This is a genomic window from Escherichia sp. HH41S, assembly GCF_009820115.1.
Lineage (GTDB): Bacteria > Pseudomonadota > Gammaproteobacteria > Enterobacterales > Enterobacteriaceae > Escherichia > Escherichia coli_F.
Window position 1 is genome coordinate 166873 of the sequence record NZ_VNXE01000015.1, and the last position, 24828, is coordinate 191700.

Here is a 24828-nt window from a genome sequence, read left to right on the forward strand (position 1 = left end):
ACAATGCCTTGCCATCAAATATTTTAAATACCTATTCTTAGGCTGCACATGCTAACATATCCAAATAAGATCGATAACGATAATTAATTTCATTATCATGGAAGTTCGTATGTCTGGTTCTGTTGCCGTGACACGCGCCATTGCCGTGCCCGGATTGCTGTTATTACTGATTATCGCGACGGCATTAAGCCTGCTCATTGGCGCAAAATCACTCCCCGCTTCCGTAGTGCTGGAGGCCCTCTCCGGCACCTGCCAAAGCGCCGACTGCACCATCGTGCTCGACGCGCGACTGCCGCGTACCCTTGCCGGTTTACTGGCAGGCGGCGCGCTTGGCCTTGCCGGGGCGTTAATGCAAACCCTCACCCGAAACCCACTTGCCGACCCCGGCTTGCTTGGCGTGAACGCCGGAGCCAGCTTTGCCATTGTGCTGGGCGCGGCGCTGTTTGGTTACTCATCCGCGCAGGAACAACTGGCGATGGCCTTCGCCGGGGCGCTGGTGGCCTCGTTGATTGTTGCCTTTACCGGCAGCCAGGGCGGCGGGCAGTTAAGTCCGGTGCGTTTAACCCTGGCGGGCGTGGCACTGGCGGCGGTGCTGGAAGGGCTGACCAGCGGCATCGCCCTGCTTAATCCCGACGTCTACGATCAACTGCGTTTCTGGCAAGCCGGTTCGCTGGATATCCGTAATTTACACACCTTAAAAGTGGTGCTGATCCCGGTGCTGATCGCCGGAGCAACTGCGCTATTACTGAGCCGCGCGCTGAACAGTTTAAGCCTTGGCAGTGACACCGCGACGGCGCTGGGCAGTCGCGTAGCACGCACACAGTTGATTGGGCTGCTGGCGATTACCGTGCTTTGTGGTAGTGCGACGGCGGTAGTTGGCCCGATTGCCTTTATTGGCCTGATGATGCCGCATATGGCGCGCTGGCTGGTAGGTGCCGATCATCGCTGGTCGCTGCCCGTCACGCTGCTCGCCACACCTGCCCTGCTGCTGTTTGCCGATATTATCGGGCGGGTGATTGTTCCCGGCGAACTGCGCGTTTCTGTAGTCAGTGCCTTTATTGGCGCACCAGTGCTGATCTTCCTTGTACGACGTAAAACGCGAGGTGGCGCATGATTTACGTCTCTCGTCGATTAATTATCACCTGTCTGCTGTTGCTAATAGCTTGTGTGATGGCAAGCGTGTGGGGATTACGCAGCGGTGCCGTCACGCTGGAAACCTCTCAGGTATTTGCCGCGCTGATGGGTGACGCACCGCGCAGTATGACAATGGTGGTCACCGAATGGCGTTTACCGCGGGTACTAATGGCACTGTTGATTGGTGCGGCACTGGGCGTCAGCGGCGCGATTTTTCAGTCGTTGATGCGTAACCCACTCGGCAGCCCTGACGTAATGGGCTTTAACACCGGAGCGTGGAGCGGCGTGCTGGTGGCGATGGTGCTGTTTGGTCAGGACCTGACGGCTATCGCGCTGGCAGCAATGGCGGGCGGCATTATCACTTCGCTGCTGGTCTGGCTGCTTGCCTGGCGTAACGGTATCGACACCTTTCGGTTGATTATTATCGGCATCGGTGTTCGCGCCATGCTGGTGGCTTTTAATACCTGGCTGTTGCTGAAAGCGTCTTTAGAAACGGCGCTAACAGCGGGTTTGTGGAATGCCGGATCGCTCAATGGCCTGACGTGGGCAAAAACCTCGCCCTCCGCGCCCATCATTATATTGATGCTAATTGCCGCCGCCTTACTGGTAAGGCGGATGCGCTTGCTGGAGATGGGTGATGACACCGCGTGTGCGTTAGGCGTCAGCGTCGAACGTTCACGGCTGTTAATGATGCTGGTCGCCGTAGTACTTACCGCAGCTGCTACTGCCCTGGCGGGGCCGATTTCCTTTATTGCTTTAGTCGCGCCACACATTGCCCGCCGCATCAGCGGCACCGCTCGCTGGGGTCTAACCCAGGCAGCGCTGTGCGGTGCGCTGTTACTGCTGGCAGCCGATCTCTGTGCTCAACAACTGTTTATGCCGTATCAACTTCCGGTTGGCGTCGTTACCGTCAGCCTCGGCGGTATTTACCTTATCGTCTTGTTAATTCAGGAGTCTCGCAAAAAATGACCGAATCAGTAGCCCGTTTGCGCGGCGAACAGTTAACCCTCGGATATGGCAAATATACCGTTGCGGAAAATCTGACTGTAGAAATTCCTGATGGTCACTTCACAGCGATTATCGGGCCAAATGGCTGCGGTAAATCCACGTTGCTGCGTACCTTAAGCCGCCTGATGACGCCTGCTCACGGGCATGTCTGGCTGGATGGCGAGCACATTCAACATTACGCCAGTAAAGAGGTTGCACGCCGGATTGGCCTGTTGGCGCAAAACGCCACCACGCCGGGAGATATCACCGTGCAGGAGCTGGTGGCGCGTGGGCGATACCCGCATCAACCGCTGTTTACCCGCTGGCGCAAAGAAGATGAAGAAGCGGTAACGAAAGCGATGCAGGCCACGGGAATAACTCATCTGGCAGATCAAAGCGTGGATACCCTTTCTGGCGGACAACGCCAGCGAGCATGGATAGCGATGGTGCTGGCCCAGGAAACGGCAATTATGCTACTCGACGAACCCACCACCTGGCTGGATATCAGTCATCAGATTGATCTACTGGAACTGCTAAGCGAACTGAACCGCGAGAAAGGCTATACCCTGGCGGCAGTGCTGCACGATCTTAATCAGGCCTGTCGTTACGCCAGCCATTTGATTGCATTGCGGGAAGGGAAAATTGTTGCTCAGGGAGCGCCGAAGGAGATAGTCACTGCTGAACTGATTGAGCGTATTTATGGTTTGCGTTGCATGATAATTGACGATCCGGTAGCCGGAACGCCGCTCGTGGTGCCGCTCGGACGAACGGCACCTTCAACCGCGAAGATTTAAACTAAGTGGTCTGCCATCATGGCATCCTGTTTTCTGGATGCCATGGCATGGCGCAACAGCACGCTACCACAAGCCACCATACCGCCGATCAACGCAGAAAGGATCACGATAATCGCCTTACCCGGACCATCTTTTTTTACCGGTAATGACGGACGCAACTGATATTTAAACGGCGTAAAATTCACATCGTTGACATTTGTTTTTGTTAATTGCTCGACTAGATACTGACGATTACGTAATTCACCATTCAGCTCCGCAACGTCAGTGACCGCTTTTTCAATTTCCAGTTTACGTTCAATACCGTCTGCGCCGAGAGAAATAGAAAAGTCGGGGTCATCTTTAACTGCCTGACCATTGCTATAAACGGGCTTTTTAATTCCTGCCGCGTTGGCAATGTCGAGTGAATAATTGAGGCGCTGAATGTTTGCATCAAGTTGGTTTTTCGTTTTAATGCGATCCTGAGCCAGTTTTTCTTTTTCAAACTGGGTTTTGATTTCCAGTTTATTACGGACGTTTTCTAGCGACTCTTTCACCACCAACGCAGAGATATAATCGATATACCCGCTCAAAACGGTCTGCGCCTCTTCACTGGTTGGCGCGGTGAAACTTAGCGTCCAGGAGGTATACAGTGACGGTTCATCCTTTTTCTTACTGGCATTGTCATCAACCGCTTTCATTTTTTCGCTCAATGCGACGATAGCGCGATGCAAATCCAGTTCGTCGATTTTCGCCTCTTTTAATTGGTCCATCACATAAGGTGATGAGCGCAGGTACTCTTCCAGTAAGCTAACCGACTGAAACTTCTTGATAAACAGGTTAAATGCTTCTGTACGATCAATTTTGATATCCAGATCCAGCACACGAAGCTTAGTGAATGTTTTCTCAAGCGCCTGCCACTGAACAGGTTCTGGAGGCGTGACAACCGCCGCGCTGGTCCATTTTTGCGGCAGGATGAAAGAGATCAGTAAACCTGCGCAGGCAAACGCAAAAACGACCGCCATGACCGTTTTTTTTGCTCGCCATAAAACGCCGATTAGATTAAGTAAATCAATTTCATTATTACTGGGCGACGCCAGAGGATACTCGGGAAAATGAGCGTCACTTCCCTGTTTAATATTCAGTGATGACATGCGGTATAACCTGAAATGGGTCCAATAAGAGTAAATCTCCACGGCCCCCACTTTACCAGTTGGTGAGATTTATCCGAAGCTGAAGTTTGTAAATTCCTCCCACTGAATGCAACATTCACTCTATTTCAGAGAAATATCCGTTAAATTGATAAATTAAATAAATAATAAACCCATAATCATTTATTGTAATTATGGGTTTATAGATAATATAAATTTACTTATTTAGCGCCGCACGAATAATTGGCCCTATTTTTTCAAACGCCATCGGCGAGATAATATCCACATGCGCGCAATCATGACGATAGATATCCAGCTCCGCAATCCATGGTGCCCAGGCCCGTTCGGGAGTCATCCCCTCCTGAAGCGTGCGTTCGGCAACAAACAGCGTCGCTTTTCCATCAAACGGAACACTATGGGCAGTGGTCAACAAGCGCACTGCATCAGCGTAGTTGCCTTCAATGGCGGTAAACAGCTCCGTTGAAGTATTTCCCTGCTGTGCCGCCAGGAAAGCTTCACGTTCGCGGTTAATCTCCGCCAACACTTCCGGGTCCAGACCATTAGCTTCTTTTTCCTGCCAGTTCTGCGTTTCTGGCGGCCAGGTATCCAACAAGCCAAGAAATGCCACCTGTTCGCCACGCGCACGCAGCCGTGCCGCTATCCCCTGCGCCAGCGTACCGCCCAGCGAATACCCCAGCAGGTAATAAGGGCCGTGCGGTTGTTGTTCAAGTAACGTTGCCAGATGCGCTTCGCAGACTTCATCCAGGTTTGCCGCCGTCTGCATGGGGCCATGAGGACGCGGAGACTGGATGCCAATAATCGACCATTGAGGATCGAGATAACGCGAGAGCACGCTAAACTGCCAGGCAAAACCAGATGCTGGATGGAAACAAAACAGCGTCGGGCCATTACCTTCACGCAACGGCAGGATGGTTTCAAATCCCATGCGCTGGGTGCTGTCTTCTTCACCATCAATAACCGTTGCCAGTTTGGCGACGGTTGACGCGACCATCACCTGCCCCGGCGTCACCTGACGGGCAAACTGTCGACTAAGTTGTGCTGCCAGTTTCATTGCCAGTAGCGAATGACCGCCAAGCGCGAAGAAATCAGCGTCAGCATCCTGCACGTCACAACCCAGCAATGACGAGAACGCCGCGGCGATCATCGTTTCACTGCCCATTTTCGGCGCACGCCCCGGCACTTGTGCCTTCAGTTCCGGCAACGGTAAGGCTTTACGATCCAGCTTACCGTTGGCGCTAAGTGGTAACTGTGGCAGTTGCAGCAGAACCACGGGCACCATATGCGGAGGCAATTTTTCGCGAAGCTGCGCCTGCAATGCGCTGGTATCCAGCGGCAGACCCGATTGCGACACCAGATAGCCCACCAGTTGACGCGCATCCCCCCCGGTGGCTGCCGCCTGATTAATCACACAAGCGTGGGTAACTGCTTGCTCGACATCCGGCAGCGCCTGCATCACGCGATCGATTTCGCCCAGTTCAATCCGCTGACCACGAATTTTTAGCTGATCATCACTACGCCCGAGATACTCCACCGCGCCGTTATCCAGCCAGCGGGCAACATCTCCGGTACGGTACATGCGTTCACCTGGCGCGAAAGGATCGGCAATAAAGCGGCTGGCTGTCAGATCGGGTCGTCCAAGATACCCCTGCGCCAGTTGAATACCGGTTAGATAGAGATCGCCTGCCACACCCGGCGGCACCGGATGCATCATCGCATCGAGAATGCGCAGGCCCGTGTTCCACACCGGGTAGCCAATCGGCACACTGCTGCCGCGTACCGCTGCAAGTTCAGCACCAAAGGCTGGATACCAGCTCACATCCACCGCTGCTTCCGTCGGGCCATAAAGATTATGTAACGGCGCGCCGGTTAACTGCTGCCATTCGCGACATAAATCGGCTGGTAAGGCTTCTCCGCTACAGAAAACCTGTTTCAACGTCGCGCAACTCTGGCGAGCGGTTTCCGGCGTCAACGAAGCAACAAACGCCGCCAGCATCGACGGTACAAAATGCGTGGTCGTTACGCCATATTCAGCAAAGAATTGCTGCATAGCGAGCGGATCGCGGTGCGCTTCCGGTTCAGCCATCACCAGTTTCGCCCCGGCAATAAACGGCCAGAAAAACTCCCACACCGAGACATCAAAACTGCACGGCGTTTTTTGGGCAACAACATCTTCGCCTGTGAGCGGGTAGTGGTTTTGCATCCATAACAGGCGGTTAACGATAGCCGTCTGCCCGACCATCACCCCTTTCGGCCTGCCGGTGGAACCGGAGGTAAAGATGATATAAGCCGTGTGGTGCGGTTGTGAAAGTTGCAGCGGCGCACTGCCCTGCGGTGTAAGCGGGGCGTTATAGCAAAGACTGGTTAAAATGGGGATATCGCTAAAGCGCGGCAGTTGATCATCGGTGGTGATTAACAGTGACGGACGCGCATCTTCCAGCATCATTTTCAGGCGATCGTCCGGATAGCCCGTATCCAGCGGTAGCCAGGCCGCACCTGCTTCAACTATCGCATGTAGCGCCATAGTCAAAAAGACCGAGCGCGGTAGTGCCACCGCTACGCTGTCGCCAGGTTTAACGCCGCGCTCACGCAGCAGATTCGCCAGCGCCACCACCTGCTCGCGCATTTCCCGATAACTGAACTGGTAACGCACATCTGCCAGTGCCGGAGCATCCGGCGTTTTTGCCGCCTGTTCTGCCACCAGCGCGCTCAGTGTGGTTTCTGGAATCTCAACCTGAGTGGCGTTGATCTGCGCCAGCTGTGCATACTCTTCTGGCAGCAGAATATCGACATCGCCGCACAACCGCGCCGGATCCGCGGCAAACTGCGCCGTCAGCATTTTCAGCCGTTCAGCATGCTTGATTAACGTTGGCTCATCGTAACGCTGTTTATTGGCGAGGATCTCAATACTCAAATCACCGTTTTCATCCGGGAAAAGGGCCAGTTCAAGGTCATTAACCGGACCGGTTGCCAGGGTATGGGTTTGCGCCTGTACCCCCGGAATATCTAACTGATAATCAAATACTTTAATATTGAGCACCGGACCGAACAGCGGTTCCTCTCCCGCCGCGCGCCCGCTGTCACGGACAATTTGTTCGGCATCGTAACGTTGATGACAACGCATTTTTTTCAGTTGTGCCGCTAGTCGTGCTGCCAGTTGCGGCAATGTTTCTTGTGCCTCAATGTGAATACCCAACGGCAACACGTTGAGCACGGGTCCGGTAGCCGTCAGCGCCGCTGAGCCCAGTCGACGCATAAAGATAAATCCGGCGGCGTAGTCCATGCGGTTGCACAATCGCCCCAGCCACAAAGCCGCCAGCGCAAGGGCTATATCGGTACGCTGCACACCTGAAAGTTGCGTAGCCAACTGGCGGAATTCCCCGCCGTTAAATTCCAGTTTCAGACGCAAAATATCTGCCGAGGCGCTGCGCCCCGGTAAAGGGGCTGGAGAAAGTGACGCGGGCGGTGGTAGTTGACGACGCTGTTCCGCCCAGAATGCCGCATCACGCTGCCAGGCTTCGCTTTCGCGGTACTGCTGGTACTCTTCCACGACATCAGCGAAAGGCGTAAACGGCGAAGCAGGCGTTGGTTCGCCACACCCCCATGCACAGTAAATGTTGGCGATCTGGCGGGTAATGACCGGGAAACTGAAGCCATCGACCAGCAAATGGTGGTAACGCTGATACCAGTACCAGCGGTTATCTGCCACCTGTATCAGTTGATGAAAAACCAGAGGTTTACCGCTATCGACGCGCAGATCTTGTTGCAAATCCGCCTGCATTAATGCCTGCGCAGTACCGTGCGGATCAATGTTGGTTCGCAGGTCGATAATTTCTGGCAGTTCGAACGTCAGCGCATCATCGACCCATTGCCAGACTTCGCCGTTATCTTCCGTAAAACGCATCCGCAGCGTATCTGCTTGCGCTAATCCGGCAACCACCGCGCGAGCCAGTAATGGCGCATCAACATCTCCGGTTAACTCAACGTAATGCGCCACGCTCCAGGCGGAGGGTAAATCCGACAGTTTTTCTGCCATCCAGATGCCGGGCTGTGCGGCAACTAAAGGTAAATGCTGGCTCATTGCGCCTCCTGCTGCTGGATGAAATTCGCCGGTGTCAGAGTACGCCAGTGGGCGTCCAGCCACTGCTGGCAGGACGCCTGTGACTGCGGCTGACACACAACATCCCAGCCTGCCGGTAAGGCGCACTGTTGCGGCCACAGACTGAATTGCCCCTGCGCATTGCGTAAAATGTAAAACACGCCCTGCGGATCATCGAAGGGATTACTGAATGCCATATTCAACTCCTGTCATGGAAAAGTGGTTGCCAGAGGTCGATTAGCCCCTGCATCAAGCCACCGCGCCAACAAAGCGCATCATGTCCGCCGTCAACCTGACGCCAGAAAATGGATTCTTTTAGGGGGGCTAATTGCGCATACAGCGCCTGATTGGCCCGCATGATCATCGGCTCGCGAATACCCGCTTCCAGCACAATGCGCAGACCTTTGGCGCTAACTTCACCAGCTTTGAGCTGTTCAAGTAACATGCCCTCTTGCTGACCGCTCCGGTGCGGCCACCAGTACGATCCCGACTGGCTTAATACACAGCCAAAGCGTTCAGGCCAGTGCAGTCCGGCATACAGCGCGGAAAGCCCACCAAAACTCTGCCCGGCGACCACAGTACGATCGGCGCGATCGCTAAAGGGGGCGATAGTTTTCACCTGGGGTAATAACTCTTGCTGTACTGCCAGCCAGAAATCCGCATTACATGGCAGTTCGTGGGCACGTTGCGTGGTGTCGATAGCGTCGATCAACACGTACACGGCGGGAGGAAGTTGCTGACGATGGGTCAACGAAGTCAGCGCAGGCCAGACGGGCATACTCTGCGCCCAAAATTCGCCATCAAGTAAAACTGCCAGCGGACGTTCTTCTGCTGTTGCATCGCCGGTGGTAAAAATCCATACACGGCGTGAATTTTTCAACCGTTCACTTTTCCAGATAATTTCTTTGGCAGGCGTTTCTGGCGCTTGCGGACAATCCCATCCTGGTTGCAGGGGCGCTTGCGGCATTTCGAGTGCAGAAACAGCGTGCCCTCGCCCGCCTTTCCAGCTTTGTGGATTCAGCGGATCGGCTATCGCCAGGGGTAATAGTTTTCGCCAGCCTTCGCGCAATTCGAGGCGATCAGGTGATGGAGCAGAAAAAATGTCATCACGTTCGGTAGGAATAAAACAGTAGCTGCCGCGCCAGTTGGCATTGAGTTGTGTCGTCCACTGCCAGACATCGGTCCCTGCAATTCGCTGCATCGACTGGGGCTGGCTGTTCTGATGGTGATCGGTCACGCCAGTGATATAGACCCATACGCGCTTTATCGTCGAGTGGTCTTCAGAACCTTGTGGATCACGCCACCAGAAAGTGACCTGATACATTTCGTCATTCAGACGCTGACATTCCGGGCCATGTTTCGACTGCCACCAGCTCTCACTTCCTACTTTTAACGCCGTCACACCATAACCCCATGTTTACTGTGCAATTTTTCATTGATTGCAGAAATATATTGATAATATTATTGATAACTATTTGCATTTGCAATAGCGTAATGGCGCGCCGTGGGAAGCGCGGACATTAATTAACCAACTGCACTGCGTGTCTTTCAGGATCAAAGGTTTTCGCGGTAGCGGGATACGTCGTATTGATGACGACTACGCCCGACAGTTGCAATTCGTGGCAAAAATGCAGGAATAAAACAATGAACAAGAAGATTCATTCCCTGGCCTTGTTGGTCAATCTGGGGATTTATGGGGTAGCGCAGGCACAAGAGCCAACCGATACTCCTGTTTCACATGACGATACTATTGTCGTTACCGCCGCCGAGCAGAACTTGCAGGCGCCAGGCGTTTCGACCATCACCGCAGATGAAATCCGCAAAAACCCGGTTGCCCGCGATGTATCGGAGATCATTCGTACCATGCCTGGCGTTAACCTGACAGGTAACTCCACTAGTGGTCAGCGTGGTAATAACCGCCAGATTGATATTCGCGGCATGGGTCCGGAAAACACGCTGATTTTGATTGACGGTAAGCCTGTCAGCAGCCGTAACTCGGTGCGTCAGGGCTGGCGTGGCGAGCGTGATACCCGTGGTGATACCTCCTGGGTGCCGCCTGAAATGATTGAACGTATTGAAGTTCTGCGTGGTCCGGCAGCTGCGCGTTATGGCAACGGCGCGGCGGGCGGCGTGGTTAACATCATTACCAAAAAAGGCAGCGGCGAGTGGCACGGCTCCTGGGATGCTTATTTCAATGCGCCAGAGCATAAAGAGGAAGGTGCCACCAAACGCACCAACTTCAGCTTGACCGGTCCGCTGGGCGACGAATTCAGCTTCCGTTTATATGGCAACCTCGACAAAACTCAGGCTGATGCGTGGGATATTAACCAGGGCCATCAGTCAGCGCGTGCCGGAACCTATGCCACGACGTTACCAGCCGGGCGCGAAGGGGTGATCAACAAAGATATCAATGGCGTGGTGCGTTGGGACTTCGCCCCTATGCAGTCACTCGAACTTGAAGCGGGCTACAGCCGCCAGGGTAACCTGTATGCGGGTGACACCCAGAACACCAACTCTGACGCTTACACTCGCTCTAAATATGGCGATGAAACCAACCGCCTGTATCGCCAGAACTACTCGCTGACCTGGAACGGTGGCTGGGATAACGGCGTGACCACCAGCAATTGGGTGCAGTACGAACACACCCGTAACTCGCGTATACCGGAAGGCCTGGCGGGCGGCACCGAAGGGAAATTTAACGAAAAAGCGACACAAGATTTCGTCGATATCGATCTTGATGACGTGATGTTGCACAGCGAAGTTAACCTGCCGATTGATTTCCTCGTTAACCAGACGCTGACGCTGGGGACTGAGTGGAATCAGCAGCGGATGAAGGACTTAAGTTCCAACACCCAGGCGCTGACCGGAACGAATACCGGCGGTGCTATTGATGGTGTAAGTGCCACTGACCGTAGCCCATATTCAAAGGCAGAAATTTTCTCGCTATTTGCCGAAAACAACATGGAGCTGACTGACAGCACCATCGTAACGCCGGGGCTGCGTTTCGATCATCACAGCATTGTCGGCAATAACTGGAGTCCGGCGCTGAATATATCGCAAGGTTTAGGCGATGACTTCACGCTGAAAATGGGCATCGCCCGTGCTTATAAAGCGCCGAGCCTGTACCAGACTAACCCGAACTACATTCTCTACAGTAAAGGTCAGGGCTGCTATGCCAGCGCGGGCGGCTGCTATTTGCAAGGTAATGATGACCTGAAAGCGGAAACCAGCATCAACAAAGAGATTGGTCTGGAGTTCAAACGCGACGGCTGGCTGGCGGGTGTCACCTGGTTCCGTAACGATTATCGCAATAAGATTGAAGCGGGCTATGTGGCTGTAGGGCAAAACGCAGTCGGCACCGATCTCTATCAGTGGGATAACGTGCCGAAAGCGGTGGTTGAAGGTCTGGAAGGATCGTTAAACGTACCGGTTAGCGAAACGGTGATGTGGACCAACAACATCACTTATATGCTGAAGAGTGAAAACAAAACCACGGGCGACCGTTTGTCGATCATCCCGGAGTATACGTTGAACTCAACGCTGAGCTGGCAGGCACGGGAAGATTTGTCGATGCAAACGACCTTCACCTGGTACGGCAAGCAGCAGCCGAAGAAGTACAACTATAAAGGTCAGCCAGCGGTTGGCCCGGAAACCAAAGAAATCAGTCCGTACAGCATTGTGGGTCTGAGCGCGACCTGGGATGTGACGAAGAATGTCAGTCTGACCGGCGGCGTGGACAACCTGTTCGACAAGCGTTTGTGGCGTGCGGGTAATGCCCAGACCACGGGCGATTTGGCAGGAGCCAACTATATCGCGGGTGCCGGGGCGTATACCTATAACGAGCCGGGACGTACATGGTATATGAGCGTAAACACTCACTTCTGATGCTAACGTCAAATTGTTGACAAAGTGCGCGTCGTTCATGCCGGATGCGGCGTGAACGCCTTATCCGGCCTACAAAAATCTTGCCAATTCAATATATTGCAGGATAGTGTAGGCCTGATAAGCGTAGCGCATCAGGCAGTTTTGCGTTTGTCATCAGTCTCTAATATGGTCGACATGAAAACTACGCATACCTCCCTCCCCTTTGCCGGACATACGCTGCATTTTGTTGAGTTCGATCCGGTGAGTTTTCGCGAGCAGGATTTACTCTGGCTGCCACACTACGCACAACTGCAACACGCTGGACGTAAACGTAAAACAGAGCATTTAGCCGGACGGATCGCTGCTGTTTACGCCTTGCGGGAATATGGCTATAAATGTGTGCCCGCAATCGGCGAGCTCCGCCAACCTGTGTGGCCTGCGGAGGTATACGGCAGTATTAGCCACTGCGGGACTACGGCATTAGCCGTGGTATCTCGTCAACCGATTGGCATTGATATCGAAGAGATTTTCTCTGTACAAACCGCAAGAGAATTGACAGACAACATTATTACACCAGCAGAACACGAGCGACTCGCAGAATGTGGTTTAACCTTTTCTCTGGCGCTGACACTGGCATTTTCCGCCAAAGAGAGCGCATTTAAGGCAAGCAAGATACAGGCCGCTCAAGGTTTTCTGGATTATCAGATAATTAGCTGGAATAAACAGCGGATCATCATTCATCGTGAGAATGAGATGTTTGCTGTGCACTGGCAGATAAAAGAAAAAATAGTCATAACGCTGTGCCAACACGATTAATTGACAACATCTGGTACGATTCGCCCGCAGCCATCACTGACCACGGGCGAAAGTGTAAAGCAGGTGCCTTACCATCCTGACCTGACAACCGGATATGCGGGGATTACTCCCCGCACAACGGCTACTTCTTCGGTTCGTAAGCGAGAACAGCCCTGAACTCAATATTACGTTCCTTTACGGTGAACTCACACAGCGAGTCGCCGACCAGAAGCGTAAATCCCAGCACTGTCAAACACAGCACTATGACCGCCACAAGGGCATATTTCGTCAGCATGTTTATATTGCCTCCATGCGAAGAAGGGACTACCATCCAAATTGTCTGGTTTGGAGTGGCGGCCCCAGGGTTGATAGAAATATCTCCTGGGGCTTCATCTTTCCAGACCTCAGAGTTAACCTGAAACCGGAAAGCTTCAGGCACCCGCCGTTATCTTACCCTTTCTTAGCAAAATAACTGTTTATTTATACAGTAAATCCTGTTCCGGACTTTTCATTGGTATTATCGCCCATGCCAGTTAAACGAAATCGCCCGCAGCCATTGCTGACCGCGGGCGAAAATGTAAAGCAGGTGCCTTACCATCCTGACCTGACAACCGGATATGCGGGGATTACTCCCCGCACAACGGCTACTTCTTCGGTTCGTAAGCGAGAACAGCCCTGAACTCAATATTACGTTCCTTTACGGTGAACTCACACAGCGAGTCGCCGACCAGAAGCGTAAATCCCAGCACTGTCAAACACAGCACTATGACCGCCACAAGGGCATATTTCGTCAGCATGTTTATATTGCCTCCATGCGAAGAAGGGACTACCATCCGAGTTGTTGAGGTTCGGAGTGGCAGCCCCAGGGTTGATAGAAATATCTCCTGGGGCTTCATCTTTCCAGACCTCAGAGTAAACCTGAAACCGGAAAGCTTCAGGCACCCGCCGTTATCTTACCCTTCCTTAGCAAAATGGCTGTTTATTTATACAGTGAGTCCTGTTTCGGACTTCTGTTGGCAAAACTGATCATTGCCCTTAAAACGACATCGCCCGCAGCCATCACTGACCGCGGGCGAAAGTGTAAAACAGGTGCCTTACCACCCTGACCTGACAACCGGATATGCGGGGATTACTCCCCGCACAACGGCTACTTCTTCGGTTCGTAAGCGAGAACAGCCTTAAACTCAATATTACGTTCCTTCACCGTAAACTCACACAGCGAGTCGCCGACCAGAAGCGTAAATCCCAGCACCGTCAAACACAGCACTATGACTGCCACAAGGGCATATTTCGTCAGCATGTTTATATTGCCTCCATGCGAAGAAGGGACTACCATCCAAATTGTTCGGGTTTGGAGTGGCAGCCCCAGGGTTGATAGAAATATCTCCTGGGGCTTCATCTTTCCAGACCTCAGAGTAAACCTGAAACCGGAAAGCTTCAGGCACCCGCAGTCATCTTACCCTTCCTTAGCAAAATAGCTGTTTATTTATACAGTTGGTCTTATTTCGGACTTCTCACTACGCATTAGATCAACCGAAACTAAGCCAGTTTTTCCTTCGCCCCTCAATCGTCAAAATTCTCCGCCGCCAGCCAGCTCTGCCATAACCTGGCACATTGCAAAAGTAGCCAAATTGCTTCAGTAGCAATCAGTTCACCATCACCAAAAAAAGAAACATTCCAGAACTTCCGCATCTCCCCCGGCCGCTCCCACTTCTATACTGAAATGAAAACGCCAACATAAGAGAAACCTATGCCAATACCCGATTTTCAAGTCTCTGAACCTTTTACCCTCGGTATTGAACTGGAAATGCAGGTGGTTAATCCGCCGGGCTATGACTTAAGCCAGGACTCTTCAACGCTGATTGACGCGGTTAAAAATCAGATCACTGCCGGGGAAGTAAAGCACGATATCACCGAAAGTATGCTGGAGCTGGCGACGGATGTTTGCCGTGATATCAACCAGGCTGCCGGGCAATTTTCAGCGATGCAGAAAGTCGTATTGCAGGCAGCCGCAGACCATCATCTGGAAATTTGCGGCGGTGGCACGCACCCGTTTCAGAAATGGCAGCGTCAGGAGGTATGCGATAACGAACGCTATCAACGAACGCTGGAAAACTTTGGTTATCTCATTCAGCAGGCGACCGTTTTTGGTCAGCATGTCCATGTTGGCTGCGCCAGTGGCGATGACGCCATTTATTTGCTGCACGGCTTGTCGCGGTTTGTGCCGCACTTTATCGCCCTTTCTGCCGCATCGCCGTATATGCAGGGAACGGATACACGCTTTGCTTCCTCAAGACCGAATATTTTTTCCGCCTTTCCCGACAATGGCCCAATGCCGTGGGTCAGTAACTGGCAACAATTTGAAGCCCTGTTTCGTTGTCTGAGTTACACCACGATGATCGACAGCATTAAAGATCTGCACTGGGATATTCGCCCCAGCCCCCATTTTGGCACGGTGGAAGTTCGGGTGATGGATACCCCATTAACCCTTAGCCACGCGGTAAATATGGCAGGATTGATTCAGGCCACCGCCCACTGGTTACTGACGGAACGCCCGTTCAAACATCAGGAGAAAGATTACCTGCTGTATAAATTCAACCGCTTCCAGGCTTGCCGTTATGGGCTGGAAGGTGCCATTACCGATCCGCACACTGGCGATCGTCGGCCACTAACGGAAGACACCTTGCGATTGCTGGAAAAAATCGCCCCTTCGGCACATAAAATTGGCGCATCGAGCGCGATTGAGGCCCTGCATCGCCAGGTCGTTAGCGGTCTGAATGAATCGCAGCTGATGCGTGATTTCGTCGCCGATGGCGGCTCGCTGATTGGACTGGTGAAAAAGCATTGTGAGATTTGGGCCGGAGAATAAGTCGGGAATTGCCTTACAGAAGAATATCCCTGACAATGGTGTTTTAACTTACATTTAACAATGTTATGAAACACCCTTTAGAAACCTTAACCACCGCAGCAGGCATTTTGCTGATGGCTTTCCTCTCTTGCCTGCTGCTGCCCGCCCCCGCACTGGGGCTGACGCTGGCACAAAAACTGGTGACCATGTTCCATCTGATGGATCTTAGCCAGCTTTACACTTTATTGTTTTGTCTGTGGTTTTTAGTGCTGGGCGCTATTGAGTATTTTATTCTGCGTTTTATCTGGCGACGCTGGTTCTCGCTGGCGGATTAAACGTCGATTATCGCCGTACTTCGCGGCATACTTTGCTTATTCTCCTTCGCCTAAAGGAACGTTTATGGATAAGCAATCACTGCACGAAACGGCGAAACGCCTGGCCCTTGAGTTACCCTTTGTCGAGCTTTGCTGGCCTTTTGGCCCGGAGTTCGATGTCTTTAAAGTTGGCGGCAAGATTTTTTTGCTGTCGTCGGAGCTGCGCGGCGTCCCCTTTATCAATTTGAAGTCCGATCCACAAAAATCCCTGTTAAATCAGCAGATATACCCGAGCATTAAGCCAGGGTATCACATGAATAAGAAGCACTGGATTTCAGTGTATCCAGGCGATGAGATCTCCGAAGCGTTACTGCGCGATCTTATCGATGATTCATGGAATTTAGTGGTTGATGGCTTATCTAAACGCGATCAAAAAAGAGTGCGCCCAGACTAAAAGCGAAAATCTATAGCGCATTTTTCTCGCTTACCATTTCTCGTTGAACCTTGTAATCTGCTGGCACGCAAAACTACTTACACATGGAGTCTTTATGGATATCATTTCTGTCGCCTTAAAGCGTCATTCCACTAAGGCATTTGATGCCAGCAAAAAACTTACCCCGGAACAGGCCGAGCAGATCAAAACGCTGCTGCAATACAGCCCATCCAGCACCAACTCCCAGCCGTGGCATTTTATTGTTGCCAGCACGGAAGAAGGCAAAGCGCGTGTTGCCAAATCCGCCGCCGATAATTACGTGTTCAACGAGCGCAAAATGCTTGATGCCTCGCACGTCGTGGTGTTCTGCGCGAAAACCGCGATGGACGATGCCTGGCTGAAACAGGTTGTTGACCAGGAAGATGCCGATGGCCGCTTTGCCACGCCGGAAGCGAAAGCCGCGAACGATAAAGGTCGCAAATTCTTCGCCGATATGCACCGTAAAGATCTGCAAGATGATGCTGAGTGGATGGCAAAACAGGTTTATCTCAACGTCGGTAACTTCCTGCTGGGCGTTGCGGCACTGGGTCTGGACGCGGTACCCATCGAAGGTTTTGACGCCGCAATCCTCGATGAAGAATTCGGTTTGAAAGAGAAAGGCTACACCAGCCTGGTGGTTGTTCCGGTAGGTCATCACAGCGTCGAAGATTTCAACGCTACACTGCCGAAATCCCGTCTGCCGCAAAACATCACCATAACTGAAGTGTAATTCTCCTTTGCCGGGCATCCGCCCGGCTATTTCCCCTCAGATTATCCTGATTTGCATAACCCTGTTTCAGCCGTCATCATAGGCTACTGTTGTATAAAGGAGACGTTATGCAGGATTTAATATCCCAGGTTGAAGATTTAGCGGGTATTGAGTTTGATCACACCACCTCGATGGTGATGATTTTCGGTATTATTTTTCTGACTGCCGTTGTGGTGCATATTATTTTGCACTGGGTAGTACTACGGACCTTCGAAAAACGTGCCATCGCCAGTTCACGGCTATGGTTGCAAATCATTACCCAGAATAAACTCTTCCACCGTTTAGCTTTCACCTTGCAGGGGATTATCGTCAATATTCAGGCGGTATTCTGGCTGCAAAAAGGCACCGAAGCGGCTGATATTCTGACCACCTGCGCGCAGTTGTGGATCATGATGTATGCACTGCTTTCAGTCTTCTCGTTGCTGGATGTTATTTTGAATCTGGCGCAGAAATTCCCGGCGGCGTCTCAGTTACCGCTGAAAGGGATATTTCAGGGGATTAAACTGATCGGCGCGATTCTGGTCGGCATTTTGATGATCTCGCTGCTGATTGGTCAATCGCCAGCGATTCTGATCAGCGGTCTTGGTGCAATGGCTGCCGTGCTGATGTTGGTATTTAAAGATCCGATTCTTGGTCTGGTGGCAGGTATTCAGCTTTCCGCGAACGATATGCTGAAACTGGGCGACTGGCTGGAGATGCCGAAATACGGCGCGGATGGCGCGGTGATCGATATTGGGTTAACCACCGTCAAAGTGCGTAACTGGGACAATACCATTACCACTATTCCTACCTGGTCTCTGGTTTCTGACTCCTTTAAAAACTGGAGCGGGATGTCAGCATCCGGCGGGCGACGTATTAAACGCAGTATCAGCATTGATGTCACCAGTATTCATTTTCTTGATGAAGACGAAATGCAACGTCTGAATAAAGCGCATTTGTTAAAACCTTATTTAACCAGCCGCCATCAGGAAATTAATGAGTGGAATCGCCAGCAAGGTTCTACGGAGTCGGTATTAAACCTGCGTCGAATGACCAATATTGGAACCTTTCGCGCCTATCTGAACGAATATCTACGTAACCATCCGCGGATTCGTAAAGATATGACCTTAATGGTGCGCCAACTGGCTCCTGGCGATAACGGTTTACCGCTCGAGATCTATGCGTTTACCAACACCGTGGTGTGGCTGGAATATGAAAGTATTCAGGCTGATATATTCGACCACATATTTGCGATTGTCGAAGAGTTTGGTCTGCGGCTTCATCAGTCACCAACCGGCAATGATATTCGCTCCCTGGCAGGTGCATTTAAGCAGTAATTAAAAAACCGCTCTCATCGAATGGATGAGAGCAGATTCAGATGGTTGACTTCGTTTTGTCGGATGCGGCGTGAACGCCTTATTTCCGACGCAGCGTTTTAAACACCACAAACAGGAACACAATCCACACTGGCAGCAAAATCGCTGACAAGCGCATATCATCCATCGTGCACATCAGCAGCAAAATCATGCCAAGGAAGGCAATGCAGAGATAGTTGCCGAATGGATAAAGTAGCGCTTTAAACTGTGTTTCACGCCCCTGACGTCGCATCGCCGCGCGAAAACGCAGATGCGCCAGACAGATCATAATCCAGTTCAACAGCAACGTTGCCACCACCAGCGCCATCAGCAGACCAAACGCTTTTTGCGGTAGCAGATAGTTAATCAGCACCACCAGAGAAGTGATCGCCCCGGAAAGCATCAGCGAGTTGATCGGCACACCGCGATGGCTAACGCGGGTAAGAAACTTCGGCGCATTACCCTGCACAGAAAGGCCAAACAGCATGCGGCTGTTGGAGTAAACCCCACTGTTGTATACCGATAATGATGCTACCAGAATGACGAAGTTCAGCGCAGAAGCCACCACATTGCTGTCAAGATTATGAAAAATCATCACAAACGGGCTACTGTTAGATTTCACTTCCACCCACGGGTAGAGTGCCAGTAATACCACCAGCGAACCGATATAAAACAGCAGAATGCGATACACCACCTGATTTACCGCTTTTGGAATGCTTTTTTCCGGATCGCGCGCTTCAGCCGCAGTAATCCCAATCAGTTCCAGCCCGCCGAAGGAAAACATGATCACCGCCAGGGACAAAATCAGCCCATTCCAGCCCGTGGCGAAGAAACCACCATAGCGCCAAAGGTTGTCGATACTGGCTTTCTCACCGCCGTGACCAGAAAACAGCAGCCACAGGCCAAAGCCGATCATGCCGATAATTGCCAGCACTTTAATCAGCGCAAACCAGAACTCAGTTTCGCCATATAAGCGCACGTTCACCAGGTTAACGGCGTTGATGATAATAAAGAAGGCGGCAGCCCAGATCCACGTTGGAACATCCGGGAACCAGTACTGCATATAGATGCCCGCAGCGGTCAGCTCAGCCATCCCCACCAGTACGAACATCACCCAGTAGTTCCAGCCAGAGAGGAAGCCCGCAAACGGTCCCCAGTATTTATAGGCAAAGTGGGCAAACGAACCGGATACCGGCTCCTCAACCACCATCTCGCCAAGCTGGCGCATAATCAGGAAAGCAATGATCCCGGCGACGCCGTAGCCCAACAATACAGCCGGACCTGCCATCTGAATCGCCGGGCCAATGCCAAGAAACAGACCAGTACCAATAGCGCCGCCCAGCGCAATCAGTTGAATATGACGGTTATGTAATCCGCGATGAAGCGTCGGCTCTTTATTCGACGCAGTATCTTCCGATACGGTTGACGCGTTTTTCACGCCTTTCCCCTGTGTGTCTTTTTTGTTGAGGGGCACCTTTTAACATTTAGTGCCCATCGTCGCAAGACACAATCCACACGGTTAAACCGGGTATCTTGCTTTTATTTCAGTACCCGGTGTCGGTGCAGCCACATCAGCTTATACGCCGCCGGAATAATAAACAGCGACAGCAAAGGTGCGGTGATCATGCCGCCAATCATCGGCGCGGCAATCCGGCTCATCACCTCTGAACCTGCCCCCGTTCCCCACAAAATCGGCAGCAGACCCGCGATAATCACCGCCACCGTCATCGCTTTCGGGCGCACGCGCAGTACCGCGCCGTGATATAACGCTTCATCCAGCTTCTGCTCGCTGAATGTTTGCGGATTATCCAGGGATGGATCTGCCTCTATGGCGTGACGTAAATACATCAACATCACCACGCCAAATTCGGCGGCGACTCCCGCGAGGGCGATAAAGCCAGTGCCCGTTGCCACGGAAAGATGAAAGTCCATCCACCACAGCAACCAGATGCCACCCACCAGCGCAAACGGTACGCTGCTGATAATCAGTAACGCTTCACCCACGCGACGGAACGCCAGATACAACAGCACGAAGATGATCATCAACGTCATCGGCACCATGAGTTTCAGCTTATGGTTGGCGCGCTCCAGTAGCTCGAACTGCCCGGAGAATGCCACGCTGGTGCCCGGTTTTAACTGCACTTTCTCGGCAATCGCTTTTTGCAAATCGTGAACCACCGACACCATGTCACGATCGCGGGCATCGATATAAATCCAGCTTGTCGGGCGCGCATTCTCGGTTTTCAGCATCGACGGTCCGGTAGAGACTTTAACGTCGGCCACATCTGCCAGGGTAATTTGCTGCTTCATCGGCGTCAAAATCGGCAACTGGCGCAGCGCCTGCGGGTTGTCGCGCCAGCTTTGCGGATAACGCAGATTAATTGGATAACGGGCAATCCCTTCCACCGTTTCGCCAACCATCGCCCCACCCACTGCTGAAGTCACAAACAACTGCACATCCGCCACCGTCATACCGTAACGGGCGGCTTTTTCACGGTTGATCTCAACGTTGATATAGCGCCCACCTTCCAGACGCTCGGCAAGGGCAGAAGCCACGCCTGGCACCGTTCGCGCCACTTCTTCAATTTGCTCCGCCATCGCGTCGATATCCGCCAGCACAGTGCCGGAAACTTTAATGCCGATGGGGCTTTTAATGCCGGTTGAGAGCATATCGATACGGTTACGAATTGGCGGCACCCACAGATTTGCCAGCCCCGGCAGACGCACGGTGTTATCCAGTTCCTCAATGATTTTGTCCATCGTCATGCCTGGCCGCCACTGATCCTGTGGCTTAAGCTGGATGGTCGTTTCTACCATCTCCAGCGGTGCGGAGTCGGTGGCGGTTTCCGCTTTCCCGGTTTTGCCAAATACCCGCGCCACTTCAGGTACGCTCATAATCAGCTTGTCGGTTTTTTGCAGCATACTCGCCGCCTCCGCTGCGGAAATCCCCGGCAGCGTCGATGGCATATACAACAAGTCGCCTTCATTGATCTGCGGTAAAAATTCTCCGCCAACTTTATTGAGCGGCCAGAGAACCGTCAGTACCGAAAGCGCCGCCACCAACAGCGTGGTTTTCGGCCAGTGCAGTACTTTCAGCAACAGCGGATGATAAACACGAATCAAAAAGCGATTGAGCGGATTACTGCTTTCTGGTGGAATTTTGCCACGGATCCAGTAGCCCATCAGGATGGGGATCACTACGATCGCCAGCAGCGCCGCGCCCGCCATCGCATACGTTTTGGTGAACGCCAGCGGGCCAAACAGACGCCCTTCCTGCCCTTCCAGGGTGAAGATCGGGATAAACGACAGCGTGATAATCAGCAGACTGATAAACAGCGCTGGCCCCACTTCAACAGATGCATCGGTGATCACCTGCCAGCGCGTTTTATTATCCAGCGTGGCGTCAGGATGCTGGTGCTGCCACTCTTCCAGCCGTTTATGCGCATTCTCGATCATGACGATAGCGGCATCGACCATCGCCCCGACGGCAATCGCAATACCGCCCAGCGACATAATATTGGCATTCAGTCCCTGGAAGTGCATGACAATAAAAGCAATACACAACCCCAGCGGCAACGAAATAATCGCCACCAGCGCCGAGCGCACATGCCAGAGAAACAGCGCGCAGACTACCGCCACCACAATAAATTCTTCCAGCAGCTTGCCGCTGAGGTTGTCGATGGCGCGGTCAATGAGCTGGCTGCGATCGTATGTTGTAACTATCTCCACGCCTTCCGGCAGACTGCTTTTCAGCGTTTCCAGTTTGTCCTTCACGGCGGCGATCACTTCACGGGCGTTTTTGCCGGAGCGCAGGATCACCACCCCGCCCGCCACTTCGCCTTCACCATTGAGTTCGGCAATGCCCCGGCGCATCTCCGGGCCAATCTGGACCTTCGCAACATCACGCAGATAAACGGGCACGCCATTTTCGCTGGCTTTTAAAACGATGTGATTAAAGTCGTCGAGCGTTTGCAGATAGCCGCTGGCGCGTACCATATATTCCGCTTCCGCCAGTTCGATCGACGAACCGCCCGCTTCCTGGTTTGAAGCATCCAGCGCGCTTTTTACTTCGGCAAGACTGATGCCATATTGCGCCAGGCGCTGGGGATCGATAACCACCTGATACTCTTTCACCACACCACCTACCGACGCCACTTCCGCAACGTCAGGGATGGTTTTTAACTCATATTTGAGAAACCAGTCCTGCAATGAGCGTAAATCGGCCAGATCGTGCTTACCGCTGCGATCCACCAGTGCATATTCATAGATCCAGCCAACACCCGTGGCATCTGGCCCCAACTCGGCGCTGACTCCCGCAGGCAGCTTACCCTGTACCTGGTTGAGGTACTCCAGCACCCGCGAGCGCGCCCAGTACGGATCGGTGCCATCTTCGAAAATGACATACACATAAGAGTCGCCAAACTGCGAGAAACCGCGCACAGTCTTCGCGCCAGGTACTGACAACATGGTGGTGGTTAGCGGATAAGTCACCTGATTTTCAACGATTTGCGGTGCCTGACCGGGATAGCTGGTTTTAATAATCACCTGCACATCGGAGAGATCAGGCAGCGCATCCACTGGCGTGTTAATGATAGTCCAGGTGCCCCAGATACTCAGAAACAACGCGCCCATCAGCACCAGAAAACGGTTCGCCACCGAGCGACGAATAATCCATTCAATCATTGGTTATTCCCTCAATGCGCATGGGTAGCACTTTCAGAGCGCATCCGCTCCAGTGCGCCAGAAATATTGGCTTCGGAATCGATCAGGAACAGGCCGCTGGAAACCACCTTTTCGCCTTCCGCCAGACCAGAACGTAGCGCGGTGACGCCTTGCGACGCCTGGAAAACAGCAACGCGTTTCGGTACAAAGTGCCCGTCGGCATCAACGGTAATCACCCGCTGTTCGTTACCAGTATCAATCAGCGCCTGTGACGGAATGAGCAGCATCGGTTCGCTGGCGGTGTTGAGTTGCAACCAGGCGTTCATTCCCGGTTTTAGCGCCTCGTCGGCGTTGTCGACTTCCAGACGCAGTTGCAGCGTGCGGGTCGCGGCATCCACGCCGGGTAGAAGGGTCCATTTGCGGATGCTGAGCGTTTTATCCGGTCGCGCCGGAACGGTGAGCGTAAACTGCGAGGCATTTTTCACCAGCCAGGCGATGGACTCCGGGATCGCAGCAGTGACCCACACCGGGTCCATACCCTGAATTTTCGCGACCACGTTATCTTTGGCGATATTCATTCCCGCACGCAGATCAAACGCAGTGATCACGCCATCAATAGGGGCTTTGAGCGTAAAGCGAGTCTGGATTTTTTGCGTGGTAATCAGGCGGCGAATATTGGCCTCCGGCATTCCCGCCAGCCGCAGGCGTTCAAGAATGCCTTCAGTCTGGGTCGCCGTCCCGCCGGTTTCGCGCAGCAGTAAATACTCACTCTGCGCTTCCACCCAGTCGGGAATGGTCAGGTCGAGAAGCGGTGTGCCCTTTTGCACTTTATCGCCTACGGTAAGCGGATACACCTTGTCGATAAACCCGGCTGCGCGGGCCTGCACAATGGCAAACTGATACTCGTTGTAACTCACATTCGCTGGGAAACTCTGGGCAAAAGTCAGCGGCCCGCGCGTGACGGTCGCCGTTTTCACCCCCAGATTTTGCGTCTGGGTCGGGTCAATGCGCACACCAGACGCAGAAGTCTCTTCATCGGCATATTTCGGCACCAGATCCATATCCATAAACGGCGATTTACCTGGTTTATCGAACCGCGTATTGGGATACATCGGGTCGTACCAGAATAATATTTTACGTTCTGCGGTCGACGTTTTTTCTGCGGGCGGTTCAGCCTTTGCAAACCAGGTAAAACCTGCCGCAGAAATAATACCGCCCGCGATCATGCTGCCGATAATAAGCGCGATTTTTTTCATCTCATTAAACCTGGGTTACTGGCTGACTTTAATATCCTGTAATAAAGAAAGGTTGCCCTGCTGGACAAAATTAAACGCTACTTTGTCGCCAGTTTTAATTTCACTCATTTTCGTCTGCGGGGTGATGGTAAAGCGCATGGTCATCTCCGGCCAGTTCACTGCGGCAATCGGATCGTGGTGGATGGTGATTTTTTTGCTTTCCAGATCAACACCTTTTACCACACCGGTGGCGCTAATAACCTGTGGTTGTGCTTCGCTCATGGTTTCATGATGATGTTCGTTAGCCTGAGCATTAAAGCCAATAACAGTAAACAGACTGAACATTGCAACTTGCAGTGCTTTTTTCATTATTCTC

At 52.6% G+C, this 24828-nt stretch carries 22 protein-coding genes and 2 pseudogenes; 12 read left to right on the plus strand and 12 right to left on the minus strand.

What is annotated here, in order from left to right:
* Positions 1 to 109 precede the first annotated feature (109 nt).
* The 3 genes from fepD to fepC are packed head-to-tail and all read left to right on the plus strand — an operon-like array spanning position 110 to position 2915.
* Positions 110 to 1114, plus strand: a complete 1005-nt coding sequence (gene fepD / locus FQZ95_RS04020) for a Fe(3+)-siderophore ABC transporter permease (protein ID WP_001295314.1) — start codon at positions 110 to 112, stop codon at positions 1112 to 1114.
* Positions 1111 to 2103 (plus strand): iron-enterobactin ABC transporter permease, encoded by a 993-nt coding sequence (gene fepG / locus FQZ95_RS04025; protein WP_000640941.1) that lies wholly within the window; start codon positions 1111 to 1113, stop codon positions 2101 to 2103. Before fepD ends, fepG begins: the two co-directional genes overlap by 4 nt.
* Positions 2100 to 2915, plus strand: a complete 816-nt coding sequence (gene fepC, locus FQZ95_RS04030; RefSeq protein ID WP_000140646.1) for an iron-enterobactin ABC transporter ATP-binding protein — start codon at positions 2100 to 2102, stop codon at positions 2913 to 2915. Before fepG ends, fepC begins: the two co-directional genes overlap by 4 nt.
* Here the strand turns inward: fepC and wzz(fepE) are convergent.
* The 4 genes from wzz(fepE) to fes form a co-directional block, all read right to left on the minus strand.
* Positions 2912 to 4045, minus strand: a complete 1134-nt coding sequence (gene wzz(fepE), locus FQZ95_RS04035; protein ID WP_032183591.1) for an LPS O-antigen length regulator Wzz(fepE) — start codon at positions 4043 to 4045, stop codon at positions 2912 to 2914. The genes fepC and wzz(fepE) overlap by 4 nt on opposite strands.
* Before the next feature lie 214 nt (positions 4046 to 4259).
* Positions 4260 to 8141, minus strand: a complete 3882-nt coding sequence (gene entF / locus FQZ95_RS04040) for an enterobactin non-ribosomal peptide synthetase EntF (protein ID WP_160529898.1) — start codon at positions 8139 to 8141, stop codon at positions 4260 to 4262.
* Complete coding sequence (locus FQZ95_RS04045; RefSeq protein ID WP_000885808.1) at positions 8138 to 8356, minus strand: MbtH family protein; 219 nt, start codon at positions 8354 to 8356, stop codon at positions 8138 to 8140. Before FQZ95_RS04045 ends, entF begins: the two co-directional genes overlap by 4 nt.
* Positions 8357 to 8358: 2 nt before the next feature.
* Positions 8359 to 9561 carry an enterochelin esterase gene (gene fes, locus FQZ95_RS04050; protein WP_088542214.1) on the minus strand — a complete coding sequence of 401 codons (1203 nt, stop codon included), beginning with the start codon at positions 9559 to 9561 and terminating at the stop codon, positions 8359 to 8361.
* 242 nt (positions 9562 to 9803) lie between these two features.
* Here fes and fepA point away from each other — a divergent pair, with 242 nt between their 5' ends.
* The gene (gene fepA, locus FQZ95_RS04055; RefSeq protein ID WP_032183587.1) at positions 9804 to 12044 is read left to right on the plus strand and encodes a siderophore enterobactin receptor FepA; all 2241 of its coding nucleotides are present in this window, start codon (positions 9804 to 9806) and stop codon (positions 12042 to 12044) included.
* A gap of 174 nt (positions 12045 to 12218) precedes the next feature.
* Positions 12219 to 12839, plus strand: a complete 621-nt coding sequence (entD, locus tag FQZ95_RS04060; protein ID WP_077630135.1) for an enterobactin synthase subunit EntD — start codon at positions 12219 to 12221, stop codon at positions 12837 to 12839.
* A gap of 121 nt (positions 12840 to 12960) precedes the next feature.
* Here entD and hokE (FQZ95_RS04065) read toward each other — a convergent pair whose 3' ends face one another.
* Positions 12961 to 13113, minus strand: coding sequence for a type I toxin-antitoxin system toxin HokE (gene hokE, locus FQZ95_RS04065; protein ID WP_000956467.1), 153 nt, complete (start codon positions 13111 to 13113; stop codon positions 12961 to 12963).
* Here hokE (FQZ95_RS04065) and FQZ95_RS26800 point away from each other — a divergent pair.
* Positions 13082 to 13355 (plus strand): annotated as a pseudogene (locus FQZ95_RS26800) (hypothetical protein). The gene hokE (FQZ95_RS04065) and the pseudogene FQZ95_RS26800 overlap by 32 nt on opposite strands.
* Before the next feature lie 107 nt (positions 13356 to 13462).
* Here FQZ95_RS26800 and hokE (FQZ95_RS26080) read toward each other — a convergent pair.
* Complete coding sequence (hokE, locus tag FQZ95_RS26080) at positions 13463 to 13615, minus strand: type I toxin-antitoxin system toxin HokE (protein ID WP_000956467.1); 153 nt, start codon at positions 13613 to 13615, stop codon at positions 13463 to 13465.
* Positions 13616 to 13965: 350 nt separating this feature from the next.
* The gene (hokE, locus tag FQZ95_RS04075) at positions 13966 to 14118 is read right to left on the minus strand and encodes a type I toxin-antitoxin system toxin HokE (RefSeq protein WP_000956465.1); all 153 of its coding nucleotides are present in this window, start codon (positions 14116 to 14118) and stop codon (positions 13966 to 13968) included.
* On the opposite strand from hokE (FQZ95_RS04075), the pseudogene FQZ95_RS26805 reads away from it, so the two are divergent.
* A pseudogene (locus FQZ95_RS26805) lies at positions 14087 to 14346 on the plus strand (hypothetical protein). The gene hokE (FQZ95_RS04075) and the pseudogene FQZ95_RS26805 sit on opposite strands and share 32 nt — an antisense overlap.
* 35 nt (positions 14347 to 14381) lie before the next feature.
* Here the strand turns inward: FQZ95_RS26805 and FQZ95_RS26670 are convergent.
* Positions 14382 to 14510, minus strand: a complete 129-nt coding sequence (locus tag FQZ95_RS26670; RefSeq protein ID WP_265327857.1) for a hypothetical protein — start codon at positions 14508 to 14510, stop codon at positions 14382 to 14384.
* 58 nt (positions 14511 to 14568) lie between these two features.
* Between FQZ95_RS26670 and FQZ95_RS04080 the strand changes: the two genes are divergently transcribed.
* From FQZ95_RS04080 to ybdG, 5 genes are all read left to right on the plus strand, one after another.
* On the plus strand, positions 14569 to 15687 hold the full coding sequence (locus FQZ95_RS04080) for a YbdK family carboxylate-amine ligase (protein ID WP_088541953.1): 1119 nt from the start codon (positions 14569 to 14571) through the stop codon (positions 15685 to 15687).
* Positions 15688 to 15752: 65 nt separating this feature from the next.
* Positions 15753 to 16001, plus strand: coding sequence for a DUF1158 domain-containing protein (locus tag FQZ95_RS04085; RefSeq protein WP_088541952.1), 249 nt, complete (start codon positions 15753 to 15755; stop codon positions 15999 to 16001).
* Between the two features lie 64 nt (positions 16002 to 16065).
* Entirely contained in the window at positions 16066 to 16434 is a 369-nt protein-coding gene (locus tag FQZ95_RS04090; RefSeq protein WP_088541951.1) for an MmcQ/YjbR family DNA-binding protein, read from the plus strand.
* 94 nt (positions 16435 to 16528) lie between these two features.
* Positions 16529 to 17182: an oxygen-insensitive NAD(P)H nitroreductase gene (gene nfsB, locus FQZ95_RS04095; RefSeq protein WP_088541950.1), complete on the plus strand. Its 654-nt coding sequence runs from the start codon at positions 16529 to 16531 to the stop codon at positions 17180 to 17182.
* Positions 17183 to 17289: 107 nt separating this feature from the next.
* Positions 17290 to 18537 carry a mechanosensitive ion channel YbdG gene (gene ybdG, locus FQZ95_RS04100; RefSeq protein WP_001153126.1) on the plus strand — a complete coding sequence of 416 codons (1248 nt, stop codon included), beginning with the start codon at positions 17290 to 17292 and terminating at the stop codon, positions 18535 to 18537.
* A 79-nt stretch (positions 18538 to 18616) separates the two neighbouring features.
* Here the strand turns inward: ybdG and pheP are convergent, their stop codons facing one another.
* From pheP to cusF, 4 genes are all read right to left on the minus strand, one after another.
* Positions 18617 to 19993, minus strand: coding sequence for a phenylalanine transporter (gene pheP / locus FQZ95_RS04105; RefSeq protein ID WP_032183580.1), 1377 nt, complete (start codon positions 19991 to 19993; stop codon positions 18617 to 18619).
* A gap of 101 nt (positions 19994 to 20094) precedes the next feature.
* Positions 20095 to 23238, minus strand: coding sequence for a Cu(+)/Ag(+) efflux RND transporter permease subunit CusA (gene cusA / locus FQZ95_RS04110; RefSeq protein ID WP_160529899.1), 3144 nt, complete (start codon positions 23236 to 23238; stop codon positions 20095 to 20097).
* 11 nt (positions 23239 to 23249) lie between these two features.
* The gene (gene cusB, locus FQZ95_RS04115; protein ID WP_160529900.1) at positions 23250 to 24473 is read right to left on the minus strand and encodes a Cu(+)/Ag(+) efflux RND transporter periplasmic adaptor subunit CusB; all 1224 of its coding nucleotides are present in this window, start codon (positions 24471 to 24473) and stop codon (positions 23250 to 23252) included.
* Between the two features lie 15 nt (positions 24474 to 24488).
* The gene (gene cusF, locus FQZ95_RS04120; protein ID WP_000709873.1) at positions 24489 to 24821 is read right to left on the minus strand and encodes a Cu(+)/Ag(+) efflux RND transporter periplasmic metallochaperone CusF; all 333 of its coding nucleotides are present in this window, start codon (positions 24819 to 24821) and stop codon (positions 24489 to 24491) included.
* Positions 24822 to 24828 lie beyond the last annotated feature (7 nt).

Excerpts from the sequence above, each read along its gene's own strand:
- fepD (WP_001295314.1), top strand. The coding sequence starts at position 110 with ATGTCTGGTTCTGTTGCCGTGACACGCGCCATTGCCGTGCCCGGATTG.
- fepG (WP_000640941.1), top strand. The coding sequence starts at position 1,111 with ATGATTTACGTCTCTCGTCGATTAATTATCACCTGTCTGCTGTTGCTA.
- fepC (WP_000140646.1), top strand. The coding sequence starts at position 2,100 with ATGACCGAATCAGTAGCCCGTTTGCGCGGCGAACAGTTAACCCTCGGA.
- entF (WP_160529898.1), bottom strand. The coding sequence starts at position 8,141 with ATGAGCCAGCATTTACCTTTAGTTGCCGCACAGCCCGGCATCTGGATG.
- FQZ95_RS04045 (WP_000885808.1), bottom strand. The coding sequence starts at position 8,356 with ATGGCATTCAGTAATCCCTTCGATGATCCGCAGGGCGTGTTTTACATT.
- fepA (WP_032183587.1), top strand. The coding sequence starts at position 9,804 with ATGAACAAGAAGATTCATTCCCTGGCCTTGTTGGTCAATCTGGGGATT.
- entD (WP_077630135.1), top strand. The coding sequence starts at position 12,219 with ATGAAAACTACGCATACCTCCCTCCCCTTTGCCGGACATACGCTGCAT.
- hokE (WP_000956467.1), bottom strand. The coding sequence starts at position 13,113 with ATGCTGACGAAATATGCCCTTGTGGCGGTCATAGTGCTGTGTTTGACA.
- hokE (WP_000956467.1), bottom strand. The coding sequence starts at position 13,615 with ATGCTGACGAAATATGCCCTTGTGGCGGTCATAGTGCTGTGTTTGACA.
- hokE (WP_000956465.1), bottom strand. The coding sequence starts at position 14,118 with ATGCTGACGAAATATGCCCTTGTGGCAGTCATAGTGCTGTGTTTGACG.
- FQZ95_RS26670 (WP_265327857.1), bottom strand. The coding sequence starts at position 14,510 with ATGCGGAAGTTCTGGAATGTTTCTTTTTTTGGTGATGGTGAACTGATT.
- FQZ95_RS04080 (WP_088541953.1), top strand. The coding sequence starts at position 14,569 with ATGCCAATACCCGATTTTCAAGTCTCTGAACCTTTTACCCTCGGTATT.
- FQZ95_RS04085 (WP_088541952.1), top strand. The coding sequence starts at position 15,753 with ATGAAACACCCTTTAGAAACCTTAACCACCGCAGCAGGCATTTTGCTG.
- FQZ95_RS04090 (WP_088541951.1), top strand. The coding sequence starts at position 16,066 with ATGGATAAGCAATCACTGCACGAAACGGCGAAACGCCTGGCCCTTGAG.
- nfsB (WP_088541950.1), top strand. The coding sequence starts at position 16,529 with ATGGATATCATTTCTGTCGCCTTAAAGCGTCATTCCACTAAGGCATTT.
- ybdG (WP_001153126.1), top strand. The coding sequence starts at position 17,290 with ATGCAGGATTTAATATCCCAGGTTGAAGATTTAGCGGGTATTGAGTTT.
- cusA (WP_160529899.1), bottom strand. The coding sequence starts at position 23,238 with ATGATTGAATGGATTATTCGTCGCTCGGTGGCGAACCGTTTTCTGGTG.
- cusB (WP_160529900.1), bottom strand. The coding sequence starts at position 24,473 with ATGAAAAAAATCGCGCTTATTATCGGCAGCATGATCGCGGGCGGTATT.
- cusF (WP_000709873.1), bottom strand. The coding sequence starts at position 24,821 with ATGAAAAAAGCACTGCAAGTTGCAATGTTCAGTCTGTTTACTGTTATT.